Source organism: Isoptericola sp. S6320L (assembly GCF_023015685.1).
In the GTDB taxonomy this organism is placed as follows: domain Bacteria; phylum Actinomycetota; class Actinomycetes; order Actinomycetales; family Cellulomonadaceae; genus Isoptericola; species Isoptericola halotolerans_A.
Genome location: NZ_JALKAT010000003.1, coordinates 51417 through 69767, shown reverse-complemented (window position 1 = coordinate 69767; position 18351 = coordinate 51417). Strand labels below are relative to the sequence as shown.

At 67.0% G+C, this 18351-nt stretch carries 16 protein-coding genes; 10 read left to right on the top strand and 6 right to left on the bottom strand.

Annotation, left to right across the window (positions count from 1 at the left end; all coding sequences use genetic code 11):
* The first annotated feature begins 61 nt into the window (after positions 1-61).
* Positions 62-1009, top strand: coding sequence for a hypothetical protein (locus MWU57_RS03045; RefSeq protein WP_246907198.1), 948 nt, complete (start codon positions 62-64; stop codon positions 1007-1009).
* A 91-nt stretch (positions 1010-1100) separates the two neighbouring features.
* On the opposite strand, the gene MWU57_RS03040 is transcribed toward MWU57_RS03045, so the two are convergent.
* On the bottom strand, positions 1101-2414 hold the full coding sequence (locus tag MWU57_RS03040; RefSeq protein WP_308221129.1) for an MATE family efflux transporter: 1314 nt from the start codon (positions 2412-2414) through the stop codon (positions 1101-1103).
* Positions 2415-2721: 307 nt separating this feature from the next.
* On the opposite strand from MWU57_RS03040, the gene dnaB reads away from it, so the two are divergent.
* Positions 2722-4083, top strand: coding sequence for a replicative DNA helicase (dnaB, locus tag MWU57_RS03035; protein ID WP_246907197.1), 1362 nt, complete (start codon positions 2722-2724; stop codon positions 4081-4083).
* Between the two features lie 193 nt (positions 4084-4276).
* On the top strand, positions 4277-4807 hold the full coding sequence (locus tag MWU57_RS03030) for a barstar family protein (RefSeq protein WP_246907196.1): 531 nt from the start codon (positions 4277-4279) through the stop codon (positions 4805-4807).
* A 178-nt stretch (positions 4808-4985) separates the two neighbouring features.
* Here the strand turns inward: MWU57_RS03030 and MWU57_RS03025 are convergent, their stop codons facing one another.
* Entirely contained in the window at positions 4986-5600 is a 615-nt protein-coding gene (locus MWU57_RS03025; protein WP_246907195.1) for an HNH endonuclease, read from the bottom strand.
* Positions 5600-6247 (bottom strand): DUF6308 family protein, encoded by a 648-nt coding sequence (locus tag MWU57_RS03020; RefSeq protein ID WP_246907194.1) that lies wholly within the window; start codon positions 6245-6247, stop codon positions 5600-5602. The genes MWU57_RS03025 and MWU57_RS03020 overlap by 1 nt, the downstream gene beginning before the upstream one ends.
* Before the next feature lie 371 nt (positions 6248-6618).
* On the opposite strand from MWU57_RS03020, the gene MWU57_RS03015 reads away from it, so the two are divergent.
* A complete protein-coding gene (locus tag MWU57_RS03015; RefSeq protein ID WP_246907193.1) occupies positions 6619-8403 on the top strand; it encodes a hypothetical protein in 1785 nt (594 codons plus the stop codon).
* 122 nt (positions 8404-8525) lie between these two features.
* Here the strand turns inward: MWU57_RS03015 and MWU57_RS03010 are convergent, their stop codons facing one another.
* A complete protein-coding gene (locus MWU57_RS03010; RefSeq protein WP_246907192.1) occupies positions 8526-9338 on the bottom strand; it encodes a GIY-YIG nuclease family protein in 813 nt (270 codons plus the stop codon).
* Between the two features lie 257 nt (positions 9339-9595).
* Between MWU57_RS03010 and MWU57_RS03005 the strand changes: the two genes are divergently transcribed.
* Positions 9596-10687 carry a DUF5677 domain-containing protein gene (locus tag MWU57_RS03005; protein WP_246907191.1) on the top strand — a complete coding sequence of 364 codons (1092 nt, stop codon included), beginning with the start codon at positions 9596-9598 and terminating at the stop codon, positions 10685-10687.
* A gap of 85 nt (positions 10688-10772) precedes the next feature.
* Entirely contained in the window at positions 10773-11711 is a 939-nt protein-coding gene (locus MWU57_RS03000) for a hypothetical protein (protein ID WP_246907190.1), read from the top strand.
* A gap of 148 nt (positions 11712-11859) precedes the next feature.
* Here MWU57_RS03000 and MWU57_RS02995 read toward each other — a convergent pair whose 3' ends face one another.
* Positions 11860-12774 carry a hypothetical protein gene (locus MWU57_RS02995; protein ID WP_246907189.1) on the bottom strand — a complete coding sequence of 305 codons (915 nt, stop codon included), beginning with the start codon at positions 12772-12774 and terminating at the stop codon, positions 11860-11862.
* Between the two features lie 226 nt (positions 12775-13000).
* Here MWU57_RS02995 and MWU57_RS02990 point away from each other — a divergent pair, with 226 nt between their 5' ends.
* The 4 genes from MWU57_RS02990 (at position 13001) to MWU57_RS02975 (ending at position 16968) form a co-directional block, all read left to right on the top strand.
* On the top strand, positions 13001-14398 hold the full coding sequence (locus MWU57_RS02990; RefSeq protein WP_246907188.1) for an HNH endonuclease: 1398 nt from the start codon (positions 13001-13003) through the stop codon (positions 14396-14398).
* Positions 14399-14647: 249 nt separating this feature from the next.
* Positions 14648-15481 (top strand): hypothetical protein, encoded by an 834-nt coding sequence (locus tag MWU57_RS02985; protein WP_246907187.1) that lies wholly within the window; start codon positions 14648-14650, stop codon positions 15479-15481.
* A 208-nt stretch (positions 15482-15689) separates the two neighbouring features.
* Positions 15690-16214: a hypothetical protein gene (locus MWU57_RS02980; protein ID WP_246907186.1), complete on the top strand. Its 525-nt coding sequence runs from the start codon at positions 15690-15692 to the stop codon at positions 16212-16214.
* Between the two features lie 106 nt (positions 16215-16320).
* A complete protein-coding gene (locus tag MWU57_RS02975) occupies positions 16321-16968 on the top strand; it encodes an HAD-IA family hydrolase (protein WP_246907185.1) in 648 nt (215 codons plus the stop codon).
* A gap of 115 nt (positions 16969-17083) precedes the next feature.
* On the opposite strand, the gene MWU57_RS02970 is transcribed toward MWU57_RS02975, so the two are convergent.
* Entirely contained in the window at positions 17084-18127 is a 1044-nt protein-coding gene (locus tag MWU57_RS02970; protein ID WP_246907184.1) for a S66 peptidase family protein, read from the bottom strand.
* Positions 18128-18351: the final 224 nt, after the last annotated feature.

Here is an 18351-nt window from a genome sequence, read left to right as displayed (position 1 = left end):
CGAGGGGACGAGCCTGTGGACAGCCGGCACGGGGGCCGTGCCCCGGGGCCAGGCTGGGAGCATGCCGTCCGAGATCCTCGTCGCCCGTGAGCACCTGCCCACCGCGCTGCGCACCGCGCGCCGTGCGGGCGAGATCGAACGGATCCGCCGCGGCGCGTACCGCGTGGTGCCCGACGACGGCAGCGGCGGACCGGACAGCTGGTCCGCCGCACGCTGGCTCCAGGTCGACCGAGCGCGTGCCCTGGGACGCCAGCTCCGGTCGGCGCACTGGTTCAGCCACCAGACGGCAGCGATGCTGCACGGCCTGCCCCTGTGGCGCCTGCCCTCGGAGACGCACGTGCTGCAGACCTATCGAGCGTCGTCGCGGGCGGCCCGGGACGTACGCCGGCACTTCGTCGAGGGGCGCCCGGCCGATGGCTGCGAGGTGCTCGGCCTGCCGGTCACCACCCTGGAACGGACGGTGGCCGACTGCGCGACGACGCTGCCACCGCTCGACGCCCTGGTGGTCGCCGACGCTGCCGTGGCGCGGGGTCTCGACTGCGACCGGACGGCGGAGCTCGCCGGGTCGCGTGCGCGAGGCGTCCGGCGTGCGCTCCTCGTCCTCGAGCTGGCGGACCCCGGAGCCGAGAGCCCCTGGGAGTCGTGGTTGCGCTACGTGGCCCACTGGGCGGGACTGCCGCGTCCACGGACGCAGGTGCCGGTGATCACGGCGCTCGGCCGCTTCCGGGTGGATCTGGGCTGGGAGGATCACCGGGTGCTCGTCGAGTTCGACGGCCTCGTGAAGTACCGGACCGGCGCGCTCGGCACGGACCACGACCCGGACCGGGCACGGATCGACGAGAAGCGCCGGTCCGATGCCATCGCGGAGGCCACCGGCATCCAGCCGCTCCACGTGACGTCGAAGGATGCTCCGGACCCGCAGGCGGTGGCCGATCGGCTGCTGGCGCGCTTTCCTGGCGACGTGCGGCGCGCTGCGCGCAAGAATCCCTTGTTGCCCCGGCCGCGATGACGCCGGGGTCGGTGGCTCGTTCGGCACCTCCTGCTTCGTTCGGCAGTTCCAACTGCCGAACGAAGCAGGAGGTGCCGAACGAGAGGGGCGCTCAGACGCCCGTGACCATCCACCGGTCGCCGCGCGCCCGCAGCCCCGTGGTCAGCGCCCGCGCAAGCATGAAGACACCGGCGAAGGCCGCCCACAGCCACGCGAGCCCGACGGCGCCGTCGGGGGCCCACGCCCGGACCGCCAGCGCGCACGGGACGTACAGCACGAGGGTGAGCATCCCGGCCCACGCGAGGTAGCGGCCGTCGCCCGCGCCGATGAGCACGCCGTCGAGGACGAACACCCAGCCGGCCATCGGCATGAGGACGCCGCACACGGCCAGTCCCGCCGCGACCGCGAGGCGGATGTCGGGGTCGGGGGAGAACAGGGGCGCGATCCACCAGCCCGACGCCGCGAAGACCAGTCCGATCACGATCCCGGCGCCGACGCCCCACTGCAGGCAGCGCCGCAGCACGGCCCGGACCCGCTCGACGTCGCCCGACCCGAGGCCGTGCCCGACCAGCGCCTGGGCGGCGATCGCCAGGGCGTCGAGGGCGAACGCCGCCAGCCCCCACAGGCTGTTGATGACCTGGTGCCCGGCGAGGGCCACCGCGCCGAGCGAGGTCGCCGTCCACACCGTCAGCAGGATCGCGAGCCGCAGCGAGACGGTGCGGACGAACAGCGGCGCGCCGGCCACGGCGTTGGCCCAGATCCCCGCGTGGTGCGGACGCAGGGACGCACCGCGCCGCCGGGCTCCGGCGACGACGACGGCGGCGAGCACGGCCGCCATCAGCAGCTGCGCCGTCGTCGTCGCCAGGGCCGAGCCCGCGATGCCCATCCCCAGGCCGTACACGAGCGTCACCGACCCGACGGCGTTGAAGACCGCTCCGCCGGAGGCCACCCACAGGGGTGTGCGGGTGTCCTGCAGACCGCGGAGCACGCCCGTGGTGGCGAGCACGAGCAGCATCCCCGGCAGGCCGGGGGCGGACCACCGCAGGTAGGTGACGGCGTGCGCGGCGACGTCGTCGGACGCGCCCATGGCGCTGACCGCCCACGGGGCGGCGAGGAGGAGGGCGGCGGCGAGGACCGCGCCGAGGAGCAGGGCGAGCCACATGCCGTCGACGCCGGACTGGAGAGCCTCGCGGTCCGCCCCGGCGCCGAGGCGGCGCGCCACGGCGGCGGTGGTCGCGTAGGCGAGGAAGACGCAGAGCCCGACGAGGGTGATGAGGAGCGTCGAGGCGAGGGAGAGCCCGGCGAGCTGGGCGGTGCCGAGGTGGCCGACGACGGCGCTGTCGACGAGCACGAACAGCGGCTCCGCGACGAGCGCCCCGAGGGCCGGCCAGGCGAGCGCGAGGATCTCGCGGTCGATGCGGCGCAACTCACCCCACCTTTCTTTTCTCCACAGGCTGGGAACAGCGTTGCCGCAGGTCACAGCCAGATCCTGAGTTGTACACAGGAGATGTCCCCAGTTGTGCACAGGGTTGTCCACCACCGGTGCACAGGACTGGGCAGTCTTCCACAACCCTGTCCACAGATGTGTCCACAGAGTCTTTTGCGCACCGTACCGGGCGCGCCTAGCGTCGTCCCGAGTGTCAGAGGTGGACTGTAGAACAAGGTGCTGAGGACCGGTCGATTCGCCCGGGTTCGGGTCGTGGTGCCGGTGGGAGCCGGGGGAGGTGGGAGACATGTCGATCGACGAGCTGGAGGCGAACTACTCGTCGCGCGGGAGCTTCGACCGCACCCCTCCGCAGGACGTCGAGGCCGAGATGAGCGTGCTCGGCGGCATGCTCCTGTCGAAGGACGCGATCGCCGACGTGGTCGAGCAGATCCGCGGCGTCGACTTCTACCGCCCGGTGCACGAGGCGATCTACGACGCGATCATCGACCTGTACGGACGCGGCGAGCCCGCCGACGCGATCACCGTGGTCGCCGAGCTGACGAAGCGGGGCGAGATCGGGCGGATCGGCGGCGCCTCCTACATCCACGACCTCATGGCCGGCGTGCCGACGGCGGCCAACGCCGGCTACTACGCGCGCATCGTGCAGGAGCGGGCCGTCCTCCGACGGCTCGTCGAGGCAGGGACCAAGATCGTCCAGCTGGGGTACGCGACCGACGGCGGCGACGTCGACGCGGTCGTCAACAACGCCCAGGCCGAGATCTACGCGGTCACCGAGCGCAAGACGTCCGAGGACTACGCGCCGCTCGCCGACATCATCGGCGGCGCGATGGACGAGATCGAGGCTGCGGGAAACCGTGGCGAGGGCATGGTCGGAGTGCCGACGGGGTTCGCCGACCTCGACCGGCTGACGAACGGGCTGCACCCTGGGCAGATGATCGTGGTCGCGGCGCGACCGGCCATGGGTAAGTCGACGCTCGCTATCGACATTGCGCGATCGGCGTCGATCAAGCACCAGAAGACGTCCGTCGTCTTTTCCCTGGAGATGAGCCGCAACGAGATCACGATGCGCCTGCTCTCCGCCGAGGCGCGCGTGCACCTGCAGAAGCTCCGCAACGGCTCGCTCGGCGACGACGACTGGCAGAAGCTCGCCAAGGTCATGGGCAAGGTTTCCGAGGCGCCGCTGTTCATCGACGACTCGCCCAACATGTCACTGACCGAGATTCGCGCCAAGTGCCGGCGGCTCAAGCAGAAGCACGACCTCGAGCTGGTCGTCATCGACTACCTGCAGCTCATGACGTCCGGCAAGAAGGTCGAGTCGCGGCAGCAGGAGGTCTCCGAGTTCTCGCGAGCGCTGAAGCTGCTCGCGAAGGAGATCGAAGTTCCTGTGATTGCGCTGTCGCAGCTGAACCGTGGTCCGGAGCAGCGGCAGGACAAGAAGCCGGCGATGTCGGACCTTCGTGAGTCAGGCTCGATTGAGCAAGATGCTGACATGGTCATTCTTCTTCACCGTGAAGATGCCTACGAGAAAGAGTCACCGCGAGCTGGTGAGGCGGACTTGATAGTGGCTAAGCATCGTAATGGTCCGACGGACACTATTACTGTGGCATTCCAGGGGCATTACTCGCGATTTGTCGATATGCAGGTGTGAGGACATTTTGTGTCGACGTGTAGCCTAGATTGCAAGTTCCTCCATCTTTGTTACAAGGTACCTCGGTGCGTGACGCTGGGCGGGCAGCTGTCGGCGTGGTGTGCGAGCGGTGGGCGCTCGGTGGCTCATGGCGGAACGGCAGCGTGAAGCGGGGCGACCGGAGCGAGAACTCAAAGGGGGGTGACACTGGACCGTGCCTGCCTTTGACCCGGCGGAGTCGACTCCGCCGTTCGACTTCGTCCTGATGCAGAACGGGTCCGCGAATCTCTACTGGGATCTCGCGATACTTGATGATGCGCGCACCAGGCTGTCGGCGCTCGGCTGCCGCGTCGTCCGCATCGAGGCTGACGCATGGTGCGACGCGGCGTCCATGTTCGACGCCTTTGCCGTGGCGCTGGACTTCCCCGACTACTTCGGCAGGAACTTCGACGCTCTGAACGACTGCCTGTCCGACGTGGCAGCTGGGGACTATGGCGTGCCTGCCGATGCCACGGATCTCGCGCTCGTGCTGACCGGCTACGCCTCGTTCGCCGCGGCGGATCCCGTCGCAGCGCAGACCCTGACTGGGTGCTTCGCGGACCAGTCGCGGACCGCCCTGTTGTTCGGCCGCCGGTTGGTTTGTCTGCTTCAGAGTGACGATCCGCGCTTCGCGCTCGCGCCGGTTGGGGCTCAGGCCGTCTCCTGGAACCCGGCCGAGTGGCTGGACTCTCAGCGAGGACTCTGAGCTGAGCGTCTGGGACCGACCTGCTCCTAAGCGCCGGCGCATACGCTGATCGGGACCGCCTATACCTAGGGCAGTGGTTGCGCCAGGGCGCCCAGTCGGGGCCCGCATGGTAGTTCGCCTTGGGTTTGTTGAAGGCTCTGGTGGGCCCAGGGCGATTCATCCAGGGCGATCTAGGGTTTCAGGGCGCCTTGGTTGCGCGCATCCAGGTCATCTCGGTCTCGCTCAGCTTTGGTCGCCCGGCGGCGATCCATGCCGGTTCGTAGAGCTCGGTCAGTCCGCGCCAGTGCGAGTCTGCAGGGTCGCGGAGCTGCCAACCGAGCTCGTCGAGCCGCAGGTCTCCCTTGCGGCGGTTGCAGCCCCAGCAGGCGGTGACGAGGTTGTCCTCGGCCACGGGATCACCGCCGCCGGCGATGGACTGGACGTGATCGAGGGTTGCGGAACGGGAGACGAAGGCGGGGTGTGTCTGGCCGGACTTCCAGTTCGGGTGCATGGGGAACTCGTCCGGGAAGAGCCTCGACAGCAGCCGCATGACCGGGGTGAGGATGGTCTTCTCTCCGCAGTAGCGGCACTGGTAGCAGTCGCGTGCATAGATCCGCGCGATCACCGACGTTGAGGGCCATCGTTCTGTGCGCTGGGGCACGGGCTCGAGCTGGATCTCTTGCAGTACCGACCGCGCGCCCTCGATGTCGCGATCGGCCACGTGGTGCAGAGCTCTTTCGAGCGCCTCGGGGTAGGGGTCGTCGAGCTGACGAGGGCGAGGCGGGCGCCGTTCGTTCGTGGGTTCTTCGTCCATCAGCCTGCCCTCCAAGCCACGGCATCGAGAAGGCGCAGGTCCGTCAGCTGCGCCATCACCTGGACCGTGGCGTCCTCATCGGAAGCCAGCCGGGCGCGCACATCGGCGAGTGCCCGTGCGTTGCTTTCGTCGATGATGTCCTCGCGGATGGCCGCCCAGTTCAAGCGTCGAGCGCCGAGGTGCGGGTGACGTCGAGCAGCCTCGGCTGCCGCGGTCGCATAGGCGGCGAGCAGCCTGCTGTCGAGGATCGGGATCAGTGCGGGCCTCTTGAGGTGCAGGACCTTGTGGATCTTGGCGATCGCCACGCCCCTGGGCGCGGCGGTCCGGAAGTGTTGGTAGAGGGCGATACCCGCCGCGTACAGCCCATCACTCTCGGCAGGGTCTGCGTCCACCATGCTTGCGTCGGCTGGTACCGCGCTCCACGGGGCACTGCTGGCCCGCTCGACGAACCAGGCGCACTCGACTTTCGAGATGCGGCTCGCGATGATGCGCGTCCGCGTCACCTCGTCGGTAGTCAGGACGTCGGCCTGGCCTGAACCGCCCAGGTCGTACTTCGCGAGGGTGCCGCCGTAGCGAATCCCGTACTCCGACAACTCCGTAAAGGGGTCAGAGACTGTGGTCCCGGCGACTGTCATCTGCGACGGCATGCCACCAGAGTGCCAGAACGACAGGTGCGCCGTCCGCATCGCTCGACACGGAATGCGCAGGCTTCGCCATCGCTGAGGCGAGCCCAAACGTCCTACGGCCTCCTGGGCGGTGCGGAACTGGATGTCGCATCGCGCTGCAACGGACTCGTTTCCCGCGCTGGCATCCGACCCAGAACGGGAGCGGGCAACAGTACCTGCGGGCATCTCCCGAAGGCATTACCGATCCGCGCAGCAGCCGTTGGGACTGGCGAGTTGGGACCGAGTGGGTGAAATCTGCGGGAGCGCGTGCAAATACGACGCGAGCGGGCCTTGACCCCCGACTCTCGGCGGTACGGTGACGGAGGGGGGCGATCCTGATGACAATGGTGTCCATGCCGGAGCGAGTGGCGGCAAGTGACGAGGTCGTCGACCGCGGTGGGTACAGGCTCGCGCTACGCCCGGTCTCGGCTGGGTGGCGGACTGCTGTTGCCGATGAGGCCGCGTCGTGGCTGCGTGAGAAGGGCGTCGACCTGGACCTGACGCGCGATGCACGCGCCACGGTCGACGGGCGTTTGATTCGGGCGATGCATCACCGCAACAGCGGCATCGATGCCTTCCTGCTCTCGATGACCGAGACGAACGATGGCGGCACGTTCGTAACGACGGTCCTTGCCATCGACGACCCCGAGGATCCGTGGCTGATGGTCCGCGTGGCTCGGGACCGCCCTGGACTGGTCCCAGCGCCGCGCCTCGCTGGGCGACTACTCGAACGCATCGAGATGCATGATGGCGGGCACCCACTGGCGGCCTCGCCGCAGTTGGTGCACCCAGGAGCTCTCGATGACTTCGTCGGACGGCTGACCGACCCGAAGCGACGTGGAGTGGTGCTCGCGATCGGCTCCGGCGAGACGATCACCCCGGCATTGATCACACCGAAACTCGCGGCGTGGACCCGCAACACCATTGGTCTCGCGGCGACCTTCGTGCTGACTCCCGATGCGACCACCGAGTTCGCCCGACTCGCCGGCTCATACAGGGTGCCGGAGGGCACCATCCGCACCTTCCGGCGGGGTGTTGACCTGGCCGAGCAGCCCCTCTCTCGCACCCACCGCATGCTGTCACCGCGCACCGTTGCCGATAGCGAGGACTGGCGGGTGCGCAAGCTGCTCACCTCATTCGTCCGTACGCCCCTCAGCGTTCAAACTCTGCCGTCGAACTTGGCGCGTTGGGACCGGACCTTTGATCGGCTCCTGAATCGAGAGATGACCAGCCGGATCGTCGTGGCACGTCCACGCCCGTCGGGGCAGGCCGTCACGCAGGAAACGGCCGAGCTTGAACGGGTACGTGTGGCGCTCGGCGTCCCGGACCTTGCGGACACGACGCTTACGGACCTGGTGGAGGCGGCCACCGCGCCCGTAGTCGACCAGGCGGCCGTCGATGAGATCGACAACAAGCTCCAAGACCTGCAATCGGAGAAGGAGTCTCTCGAAGACGAGCTGGACACATCTCGGAAGGCCGAGTGGCAGGCGCGCCAGGAGGCAGTCGAAGCAGATGAACGCGCGTCTGAGGCCAGCCTCGCCCTGCGGAGACTGCAGCGTCTTCTTCGGGAACGTGAGCTTGACCCGTGGTCCATGGCGACGGAGGCTGAGCAGCTCGCGCCCGATGCTCCCGGACCGCCAGGATCGTGGAGCGACCTGGCTGAACGGGTTGGCGAGTGGTCCGAGTTCGGAGTTCTCGTCACGGCTGACGACCGCTGTGTGCGTGAGATGGACGCTATCGACGACGACGGTCGCGCACTGCACGCGGTCCACGACGCACTCTCCGCGCTGGCGGGGTATGTGCGGGCACGGCGTTCTGGTGATCACGAACAGGACTTCGGTCGATACCTGGAAGCGCAGCCTGCGGGATACGCCATGTACCCACCCGGGCGCTTCGCCCCGACGGAAACAGGGTGGACCAAGCAGCACTACGGCCACGAGCGCGAGCGGCCGGTCCCCACATGGGTGAATTCAGCGGGCATCGCAACGATGAACGCGCACCTGCGGCTGACGAAGATTCCGAAGAAGGACCCGCGGGTCCACTTCCTCGAGACCGTCGACCCCGACGGCCGTTTCGTCGTGATCGTTGGCTACATCGGGCCACATCTGACGAACCGCGCGACCTCTAGCCTGAACTAGCACGTCGCGGAGCCTGCCTCGGGCGCTCCGCGCCAACGGACAGGTGCCACAGGTCCGGGCCACCGGTCCGTGCTGCAGTTCCACCGGGCGGCCCCAGATCCGATTCGCTGTCGCTCCAGCGATCAGTTCCGGTTCAGGCCGTGCTCCCGCGTGTCCAGGACGTGCTTGAAGTGACTTTCTGTCTGGTCGATCACGGGTGTCGGTGTCGCTGGGTCGAACACCCGCAGAATCGAGAACCGGAAGGTCGTCGGGTCGAGGCCGCGCAGCTCGACGTTGCCGCCGTGGCCGTTGGAGGCGTAGGCGCCCCAGCGTTGACGGATGCTCTCGGCGCCGTCGGCCTTGCCGACGTACTGACGGCCGTCGCGTGTGTCGGTGATCAGGTAGATCCCCACCACGGATGACAGCGCGGTGCGCCACGCGGCATAGCGGTGCTCGCGCATGACAGCCTGAAGTTGCGCGTGTTCGAGGACGAGCCGGTCGAAGCCGGGGAACGGGACGGGCTGGGAGTCGGCGATCTCCACGACGGGGTAGCCGGCAGCTGTTGGCCCGTTGAGCCGCCAGGTTCGCGGGGATCGCCAGCCGATGACGAGGCGTTCCTTGAGGTCCTGCATGTGGTTGGACTTGGCCAGGTCGAAGGTCCTTCGTTGGCCGTCGTTCGATGTCTCGCCGCGGTGTTCGACTACCGACCACAGGCGAGCTCGGTTGCCGCCTTCGGGGACGAAGACGATCCAGAACTGGGGCGGGTTGGCCGGGAACTGGCGCGGGTTCGAGGACTGGCTGGCCGTGTAGGCAAGGATCTCGTCGTCCGTCGAGTCCGCGTGGATGCCACTGGTCCCGGTGTCCTCGTGCTCCTTGACGTAGGCGTGGCGTATCACCTGGGCGTCGGCCGGGCTGATGCCGGCGCTGCGCAGGATGGGTTCGAGCGTCAGCGTCATCGAGGCCTCGTTTCCACACGCTTGGCGGTCGGTACACGTCGACACATCTTCTCAACGGTGCTGTCTGTGTCCCCGGTTGAGCCCGTCAGATGCGAGGCTCCGCTGACCCGGGGAGCGACAGGGCTCGCGGTTGTCGCCCTCGTTGCCTGACTCCACCTGTTCACGTGGGAACGAGGGCCGCTGCCACGTCTCAGCGGCGGTTCCAACGCGAGATTGCCGGCGAGTTGAACGAGCGTTGTCTGTGCCAGGATCGCAGTATGCATGAGCGGCCAGACCGGATCGACTTCTTCACTCCTGCCGAGGCGCTACATCGCGAGCTGCTGAAGCACCTGTCCGAGGGTGGCGACGAGGAATCCGCTGATCGCCTTTTCAACGCTGGCATCAGGACCACTGCGGAGCGCCTGCGTGACGGGATCATCGACAGCACCTCATGGCTGGCCGCAGACGAGGACGCCGGGCGCCTACAATTCCGGCGTGAGGTTCGTGAAGTCTGGGGACGTCCCCTCGACCTATTCCTTGCCATGGTGGCTCTCGCCGAGCAGTGCGTCGCGGAGAACTTGACCAGCCGTCAGGGCGATGCTGTGTCTGCGGGCACGCCGCTCGACCCCCGGGTCATCCCTGTCACAGGGTTGCTCGCCCGGCTCACCAGGATCGGCCATGAGGTACACGAGCTCCTGACGGCGGGGTTCCCGCGTGGAGCACTGGCCCGGGCTCGAACGGCTCACGAGATCACCGTGTACGTGGTCCTACTGGCCGAGTACGGGTCACCCGAAGGCCCGCATGCGGAGCTCGTCGACAGGTTCGACGAGCACTCGGTCGTGCAACGAGCCAAGGACGCGGCCGCGTACCAGGAGCGCGCCGTCGAACCGTTGCCCAATGAGCTGTGCGCTCGTTTGCAAGACCAGCGGGCGCGTGTTGTTGCGAAATACGGCAAGGCAATGAACGACCAATATGGCTGGGCTGCCCCACTCTTCCCCGGCAAGCGACGGCTGCAGTTTCCCGATCTCGAGTCGAAGGCAGAACTCGACGCGGTTCGCTCCCACTACCGCTGGGCGAACCACGAGGTACACGCCACTTCACGCAGCCTGGCACTCAACACGACGGTTGAGGACGACGGAATGCACCGGTTCGGGATCGGGCGTGAGATGACTGGTCTCGCGGACCCATGCCTCGTGGTTGCGAGGTCGATCGTTCGAGGGCTGGCGTCACTTCTGATCGACACAGGCGAGCAAACGATCCAGGGAACGATCGTCGTGCGGACGCTCTGGGACACCCTGAGCCCGCTCGAAGACTTGCTGAAGGCTGCAGACGACCGAAGCGCCGGAACGCTGCGGCCGGCGCAATCTTGATAAACGCAATCCTGTTCCGTCACGCACACGCGACGGGTGGGCGCGCCTGCGACCGTCTAGCCGCGCTGGGCAGGAGGATGCCGCCGTGAGCAAGCCGCCCCCGTTGCCTGACGAGATGAAGCTAGGAGCGCGGCATCTTCGCCGGATTGCGCAGCTCTTCCATGAGCAGGCGGGTTCGACGACGCCTCTGGCGAGGCCGGGCTCGATCGCGGCCGCTGACCTCGCCGATGGCAGCTACGACGCTGCCTGGGGCAAGGCCACCTTCGAGGTCGTTCACGAGTTCTCGTCGCACGCGAACTATGTCTACGACCACCTGCACGCCATGTCGGCCGTCATCACGGCACCCCAGACCGTGCTCGCGGTCTCGTCGCTGTCCCGGACCGTCCTCGAAGCGCTAGCCGTCACCAGTTGGCTGTACGAGCGCGGACAAGACCGTCGAGAAAGGGTCCGTCGCCGCTACAACGTGCGGCTGCAATCCTTGCGAGAGCAGTACGCGCTGCTCTACGGGATCGTCGATGACGAGACTCGACCTCGGACTCAAGAAGCACTTGACGGCATCACGGCCTCGCTCCTTGCGATCATCAACTCCGCCCGCAAGTTCGACTTCAGCGTGCACAAGCGTCCGACCCGGGTGCCTGGGCTCCAGCCGCTGAGGTACCTCGATGCGCCGATTCCTTCCGATCAGAAGCTCATCAGCGCCATGCTCGAGGCCTTCACCGATACTGGAGGGACCGTAGGACCCGCACTGCATCGCCTCACCTCAGCGACCGCGCACGCCCAGAACCACGGGCTCATGACGTTCGTGATGGAAGCCAAGACTGCCCCCGACCGTCCAGGCGCCGCGGACGTCCAGATCGGCCTCAGCCTGAAGCACTTCTCCACCCTCTTCACCGGCGTATTCATCGGGGTGCACGTCACCGCCCAACGGCTGTGTGACTACTACGGATGGCCGCGAGATCCCTGGGATGCCGTGCTGCGCCCGGCAGGAAGAACTCTGCACGAGTGGATCACCGCGGATCCATGAACGGCATCCTCGAACTCCACCGCCGGCTCGCCCGCGGCTACCGCAACCGACACAACTACCGCCTACGCATGCTCCTCGCCGGCGGCGGACTCACACCCTGATCCCCACCGAACCGGCGAACAGCCGGACTGTCCACGGGCGCCGCGTTTCAGTGTGCCGATGCTTCCCACTCGTCGACGACGTCCTGGTGCTCTGGGCACAGGGTCTCGGGTGCGGCGAGGATCATGTCCCAAATGAAGTTGGCCAAGAGCATGTTGTCGTCGGCGCCGGCTGGTATTTCGAGGTAGTCGTAGGTCTCGAGGTAGATCGCATCTAGCGACATTCCCTCGTCGATCTGGGTGCACATTTCCTCGCCAGCTGTCACGATGCCTTCGTTGTCGTCGAGCACGGGCGCGAAGTCGGGGTACTCGTGGACCAAGGGCTCGCCCGCGTCCTGGACCATCAGGACGTAGGCCTGCTGCGGATCGTCGCCGTAGTTGCTTGGGGCTTCTGAGGGCCCGTCCACGCGCGGACTGCCGATGAAGTAGTCGATCGCGGGACCGTCGTCCGGCGGGTAGATCGTGAAGACGATGTCATCGGCGTTCTCCACGGCGAAGCACTCCGGCCACTCGGCGGAGCGTCCTGGCTGGAGTCTCGATGGCGGGAGCACGTCGCTCTCGCACGACAGGTACTCGCCGGGGTGGGTGCCGGAGAACGTGTCGAACCCGATCGACCCGGCGACTTCGATGGCTTCGTCGGTCGTGTTGGTGACCAAGATCGGAAAGATCACCTCGTCTGGGTAGAGCTCGGTGTCGATCGTGCCCTCCCAGCGCTCGGCGCTCGGCACGCCCTCAGGCTCGCTGACGGTGAACTCCAGGCCACCAGCGGTCCACGGCACACCCAACTGGGGCGACTCGACCGCCGGTTCAGAGTCAGCGCTGGGACTCGTGCTGGCGATGCTGGACTCGACGGGCAACGATGGTGATTCCTCGTTCGGCTCGGATTCGCTCTCAGTACAGGCACCAAGACTGCCTATGAGGAAGACGGCGACCGTAGTCGCAGCGCAGCGGTGTCGAAGGCTCATTCCTCAGGGTAGGTAGCATCGCTCCGCTCGCGCGCGGTGTGCCGGTGAGGACGAGACGGACGGTAATGCCAGCACTGACGTGGGACGGTCAAGCCCCTGGGAGTGGTGTAGCGGGCGGTGATCCTCCGACGATTCGCGCTCAGGGGCCCGAAGCGCACCATCCACGCGGGAGTGCCGTGCCCGGGAGGCGAGGGCACGGGCCGACGAAAGTGCTCATACTGATTGGATGGTGCCGAGGAACGGACTGGTGTGGGATGAGCCCACCGGGTTGTGGTTGTTGCCGTCGAACCCCCGCAGACCGCGAGAGCTGCGCCTCGACGTCGAGATGGGCCAGGCGCTGTTCAGCACGTTGTTGGCTGGACGCCGCCGCAAGGTCGGCGCCTTTCGTTACGCCGCGATGGTCGACGTGTATGACGCAGACGCATTCGCCCCGAATGAGCTCGACGCCGTCGTTCTCCCGGTCAGCGTGCTTGACGGCGAAGAGCACCTGGTGGTTGCTGGTCCCAAGGGTCAGAGGCTCGGCTGGGTCTGGTGGCCTCATGGCCACCTTGTCGCCGCGTTCGCCGAGCTCGAGGCCGGCCAACTCGGAATCCGGGCATGGCTGCGCAGTCCCGACGGCTGGTTCAACGACATTATGGTCTCCCTCGCCGAACCAGAAGCGGTACATGCCGCAATCGCTACCTTCGCGTCCGCGCGTGGGTCACGCCTGCTCGCGCCCGCTCGAGCATCTCGATACGGAGATTCCCTGGCCCCGCCCTACATCGCATCGAAGCAGGTACCGGCACCCGCGTTTACAAACGTGCGCCGTTTTGAGGAATTCGACGCCAGCGACCTGGTCGCCATGACCGCACCAGGAGGGCCAGACGTGCTTCCGCCGGCTGAGCTATCGCATCCTATGCTCGGCGAGGTTATCGAACGCGACGGTGAGCTGACGGAGTACCTCCCACTGTCGGAGGTCGACTGGGATGCAACGACCAGCCGCGTTGGCATCACCTCGGCGCTGGAGACCGGATGGGAGGTCTACGTCGCGCGGCACCGACGCACAGGCGCATGGGCCGCGATCACCGTCGATCTCACCGGTGCAAGTGGCGCGGTCGACGCGCACTTACACCAGGCTGATAACGTGCGCTGGCTACGCCGCGGATGGGGCATCGGGAAAGACGTCATAGCAACGTTCGAAGCGGGCGGCACCACCTGGTTCTTCGGGGTTGAGCACGTCCACGAGGTCGACGCCGACGGTGGCGGGTGGACCTGGAGCGCTCACTCCTTCGGCACCTCCCCAGGGGGGCAGCGCAAAGGTGCCAGGTACGCGGAGCTTGTGAGATCGCGTGCCCGGGCGATCCGCGCGTCGGCGAGCTACCGACGGCGTGCCGCCGAATTCGGCTTTGAGGCCAGCGGCGTCGTGATCTTCGACCCATGGACGATCTACGAACGAGACGGCTGGCGCTGTGGAGTCTGTGGTGGGTCGGTTGACCGCACCGTCCAGTGGCCGGCAGAAGGATGCGCCACCCTCGATCACCGTCGCCCGATCGCGCGTGGTGGCGAGCACACACCCGGGAACACCCAGCTAGCGCACTGGCGATGCAACCTCGCCAAGGGCGACCGAGCTACCACGAGTCGATGAGAACTCCAGCCGATGCAACCTACTTTGCGCACTGGCCCCGACACGCCCGAGATCGCGCAAGGTAGGCAGGCGTGTTCGCGCAATCTGCGCTGCACGTCGACAATATTTGTTTTCGACGTGCAGCCTAGATTTCACAAACACGCACCCGTGTAACATGGTCTAAACTTTAACATTTCTATACTTTTGCATGGGAGGAGGGGCGCCGGCTGGAAGTCGGCGTCGGGGCGAAGGATCCGCGAAGGAGTGTTCATGGGGTACGAGGTACCAGAAGCGCGGTTCATCCCCTCAGCCAACGTCGAGGCGCCGATGGTTTCGGTGGTGCGAGTGGACAGAGAGAGGCGGCGTCATCGGACTCCACGATGGCTCCAGTTGGTGGAATGTGAGCGACAGGCACGGATCGCGGCCCTGCACATCGATCGAACCTGGGAGATGACCGAGCGGCGGTCCGGCCAGAAGGACGACGCTTCGGTGTGGGCTGAACTCCAGGCGGCGATGACCGCGGGGATCATTCTGAGCCGGATGCTGCGACCGACGGGCGTGCGAGCAAGACCGGGCCTGTCCAAGACGAAGTCGCAGCAGCGATCCGCCGATCGCGGTGCTGAGTTGCGCCGGTTGCTGGCCGTCGACGAGGCGTCACCGCTACTCAAGATCTCGACGATCCGCGATCCGATCGAGCACTTCGACGAGCGCATCGATGCGATCGTCGAGCGCGGCGCTGCGTCGGTCTCCGACTTCTTCATTGCCAAGCGGGGGTACCTGTCCACGGGGCCAGAGCAGCTCCACGACGGAAGAACGGCGCCGCCGATGGTTGCGTTACGTGTGTTTGCGCCGTGGCCTGGCCTGCTCATCTTCGATGAGCAGGTGTTTGACCTCTTCGCATACGAGGAGGCGCTGCACCACTTGATTCACGAGGACTATCCGCGTGCCGTCGCGTCCGTGGCCGAGGACGAGCGTGAGTGGACCGCCTCCCACTTTGGTTCCGCACAGCAGCTCGCTTGGCATCCGCCCGACGTTGAGCGTAGGCGGGAGCGGTGGAGGTCCTTCAGGGAGGGGCGCGGTCTGGGTGCACCGTCGGGGCTGTGAGGCGAAGAGCGGGTGCCTTCGCTGATCTACCCATCCAACCGTTCATCGGCCCGATGGTCGGTCGATCCGCGCGTGTGAGCCGCCCCGGACACGCCGGGGCGACTCACCGGGGTGACTCAGTTCGCGGGTGGAGCTTGCTCTTGCCTTGAGCATGGGCGCGCTGCACTCGGTGCGGAGGGTCCGTGCGGGTGACCGGTAGGGTCTCGGCGTGGCAGAGGCTGGAATCCATCGACCGGTGGTCCGTGCTCGTGCGGCGTTGTGGTTGGTGGTGTTGATGGTGGCGGGTTGCAGCGGGGGGCACCAGGACATGCCGTCGGAGGCCGACCTGACGGTGGAGGCCGAGGAGCTCGGGCAGAGCTTGCTGGCGCAGATCGACGGGGTCGAACGAACCCAGGATGACTTGGTCTCGAACACGAATCGGTATGACACCATCTCGGGGGCTCGGACTGATGAGCACGACCCGCGCTGGCGGGTCTGGAGTGCTGCGGTGACTTTCACCCCGGAGGCAGAGCTGTCGCCGAAGCAGGCTGCCGAGCAGATTGGCAAGGTATTGGACGCTGATCCGCAGTGGTCGTACACGTTCACCGATACCGGTCTGGGCGGCAGTCGGGAGTACCGGCGCGAGGCGTATGGGGACAACTGGTACGTGGAGCTGACGTACAGCGAGGAGGAGCCGCCGATGGCGCAGAACCTCACGATCCTGGTGACGAGTCCGAATACCACGCGCGACTGACGACCCTGCTGTTCTGGTGACGGATCTCTGGGCTCGTTCGGACGCAGGGCAGGTGCCGAAGGCGGGCTCCGCCGGAGCGTGACCATTCCAGTGATATTCATAGCGCGTGAAGTCCTCAGCAGACGCCTGCGACCGGCCCTTCGACGCCGTCCTGTGTGACATCGACGGAGTGATCCGCTTCTACGACACCGACGTGGTCTGCCAGCTGGAGAAGCGGGTCGGTCTGCTGGCGGGCACCACGGCAGCTATCGGGTTCGCACCGGAGAACGATCTGCCGCTGCTGCTGGGACAGATCACCAGAGAGCAGTGGGCGCACTCGATCGTCCAGGGCCTGGTTCCCGCTGTTGCACGAGCTGAGGCGCAGATGCTGGCCAAGGCGTTCACCGAAGCAGAGTCCAGGATCGATGACGCCGTCGTACGCCTTCTTCGCCGGGTCCGGTCCGGCTGTCCGGTCGTGCTCGTGAGCAATGCGACGGTGTGGTTGGACGAAGACCTCGAGCTCCTCGGGCTACGCGACCTTGCGGACGACGTAGTCAACAGCTCGCTCGTGGGCGTCGCCAAGCCGGACCGTCGCATCTACGAGATCGCTGCCGAACGGGCCGGTGTCCCCACCGATCGTTGTCTCTTCGTGGATGATCGCGAGGAGAACACCACAGCAGCAGCCGAGCTTGGCATGACGACGGTGCTGTATCGCGACGCTGCCGGCCTGGAGGAGGCGCTCGCCCCAGTCCTCAGGTCTTCGCTCCTGACCTGAGAAAGTCGCCGGCATCCTCGATGGCCGCCGGGCCGGGCAGATCTTCGTGCGGTGGTCTGATCATCCTCAACGAATCCACGGACGAGTTGCGATACCGCGCCGCAAGGCGCACCGCCTACGCGAAGTCGGCCCAGATCCGCTGCTCGACACCGTCCACGGTCATCGATCCCCCGTAGGGAAGGATCCACTGTGGACGCGTGTGGCCGAAGGGCACGCCGACGACGATGACGGCGTCGGAGTTGTAGCGCTGCACCGTCTCGATGGCGGCGTCGCGCTGCTCGGCACGCTTGGCGGCGCGCTCCGCAGAGGTCCGGTGCACCTCGAAGGACGAGGTCGGCGGCCGGGCGACGATGACGGCGTCGACGGCGTCGAGGAGACCGCGCTCGCCGAGCGAGCGCAGGATCCACCCGAACTCGCGCGCTGGGATGAGCTCCTCCGAGGCCTCCAGCAGCAGGACGCCGCCCTGCAGCACGCCCGGGTCGGTGGGGAAGCGGCCGGCGGTGAGGATCCACTGCAGCACCTCGATGCAACCTCCCCACGTGCGGCCGGTGACGGTTCGTTCGGGTCCGGCCCAGGTCCACGGCTCGGTGGGTTCGCGGTCGCCGAACTCGGTGAGCGCTGCGGGGTCCTGCCAGTCGATGCCGAAGTCCTCGGACTCGCCCGGTTCGGTGATCTCCAGGCGCTCGCCGGTGAGCAGGGCGGCGCGCAGCGAGGCGGCGTGGATCGGGTCCACGGAGGGACCAGGCCCGAGGTGGACCTGCGTGGAGCCGCCGTAGTAGCCGGCGATGCCGTGGGTCCACAGCCAGTTGAGGAGGTTGGTGTTGTCGCTGTAGCCGAGGAACGGCTTCGGGTCGGCCCGCACCAGGTCAACGTCGAGGTGGGGGATCACGGTGATCTGGTCCTCGCCGCCGATGGTGGCCAGGACCGCCCGGATGGCGGGGTCGCCGAAAGCTGCATCGAGGTCGGCGGCACGGGCCTGCGGCGTCGCGCCGAGCTGGCGCGTGGTCGGATATTCGACGGGGACCAGGCCGGTGATCTCCTGCAGACGCGCCATAGCCTGTTCGTGCACGGCGGGCGCGAACCCGGGCGCGGCGAACGATGGCGAGACGACGGCGACCTTGTCCCCCGGGGCGGCCTTGCGCGGCGATGCGAGCTCCATGACCGACAAGGTGCCACACCTGTGGACGGATGGAAGACGACTTTTCGCCGGACCTGTGTCGCAGTGCCGGCCAGAATGTACATTCTGAAATGCCTCGCAACGAGCATGTCCGAGCCTCGTGCGCCACGCGTGACACTATCCTTGCGGATACTGGCATTGTCGCCCCTAGATTGCCGCATCTCCCGCGCGTAACTTGATGCGAACCGCCGATCCGGCGGGTCGCA

What these genes read in the sequence shown, in the direction of transcription:
- dnaB (WP_246907197.1), top strand. Translation starts at nt 2,722, where the DNA reads ATGTCGATCGACGAGCTGGAGGCGAACTACTCGTCGCGCGGGAGCTTC.
- MWU57_RS02970 (WP_246907184.1), bottom strand. Translation starts at nt 18,127, where the DNA reads ATGGAGCTCGCATCGCCGCGCAAGGCCGCCCCGGGGGACAAGGTCGCC.
- MWU57_RS03020 (WP_246907194.1), bottom strand. Translation starts at nt 6,247, where the DNA reads ATGCCGTCGCAGATGACAGTCGCCGGGACCACAGTCTCTGACCCCTTT.
- MWU57_RS03015 (WP_246907193.1), top strand. Translation starts at nt 6,619, where the DNA reads ATGCCGGAGCGAGTGGCGGCAAGTGACGAGGTCGTCGACCGCGGTGGG.
- MWU57_RS03045 (WP_246907198.1), top strand. Translation starts at nt 62, where the DNA reads ATGCCGTCCGAGATCCTCGTCGCCCGTGAGCACCTGCCCACCGCGCTG.
- MWU57_RS02990 (WP_246907188.1), top strand. Translation starts at nt 13,001, where the DNA reads ATGGTGCCGAGGAACGGACTGGTGTGGGATGAGCCCACCGGGTTGTGG.
- MWU57_RS03005 (WP_246907191.1), top strand. Translation starts at nt 9,596, where the DNA reads ATGCATGAGCGGCCAGACCGGATCGACTTCTTCACTCCTGCCGAGGCG.
- MWU57_RS03010 (WP_246907192.1), bottom strand. Translation starts at nt 9,338, where the DNA reads ATGACGCTGACGCTCGAACCCATCCTGCGCAGCGCCGGCATCAGCCCG.
- MWU57_RS02985 (WP_246907187.1), top strand. Translation starts at nt 14,648, where the DNA reads ATGGGGTACGAGGTACCAGAAGCGCGGTTCATCCCCTCAGCCAACGTC.
- MWU57_RS02995 (WP_246907189.1), bottom strand. Translation starts at nt 12,774, where the DNA reads ATGAGCCTTCGACACCGCTGCGCTGCGACTACGGTCGCCGTCTTCCTC.
- MWU57_RS03025 (WP_246907195.1), bottom strand. Translation starts at nt 5,600, where the DNA reads ATGGACGAAGAACCCACGAACGAACGGCGCCCGCCTCGCCCTCGTCAG.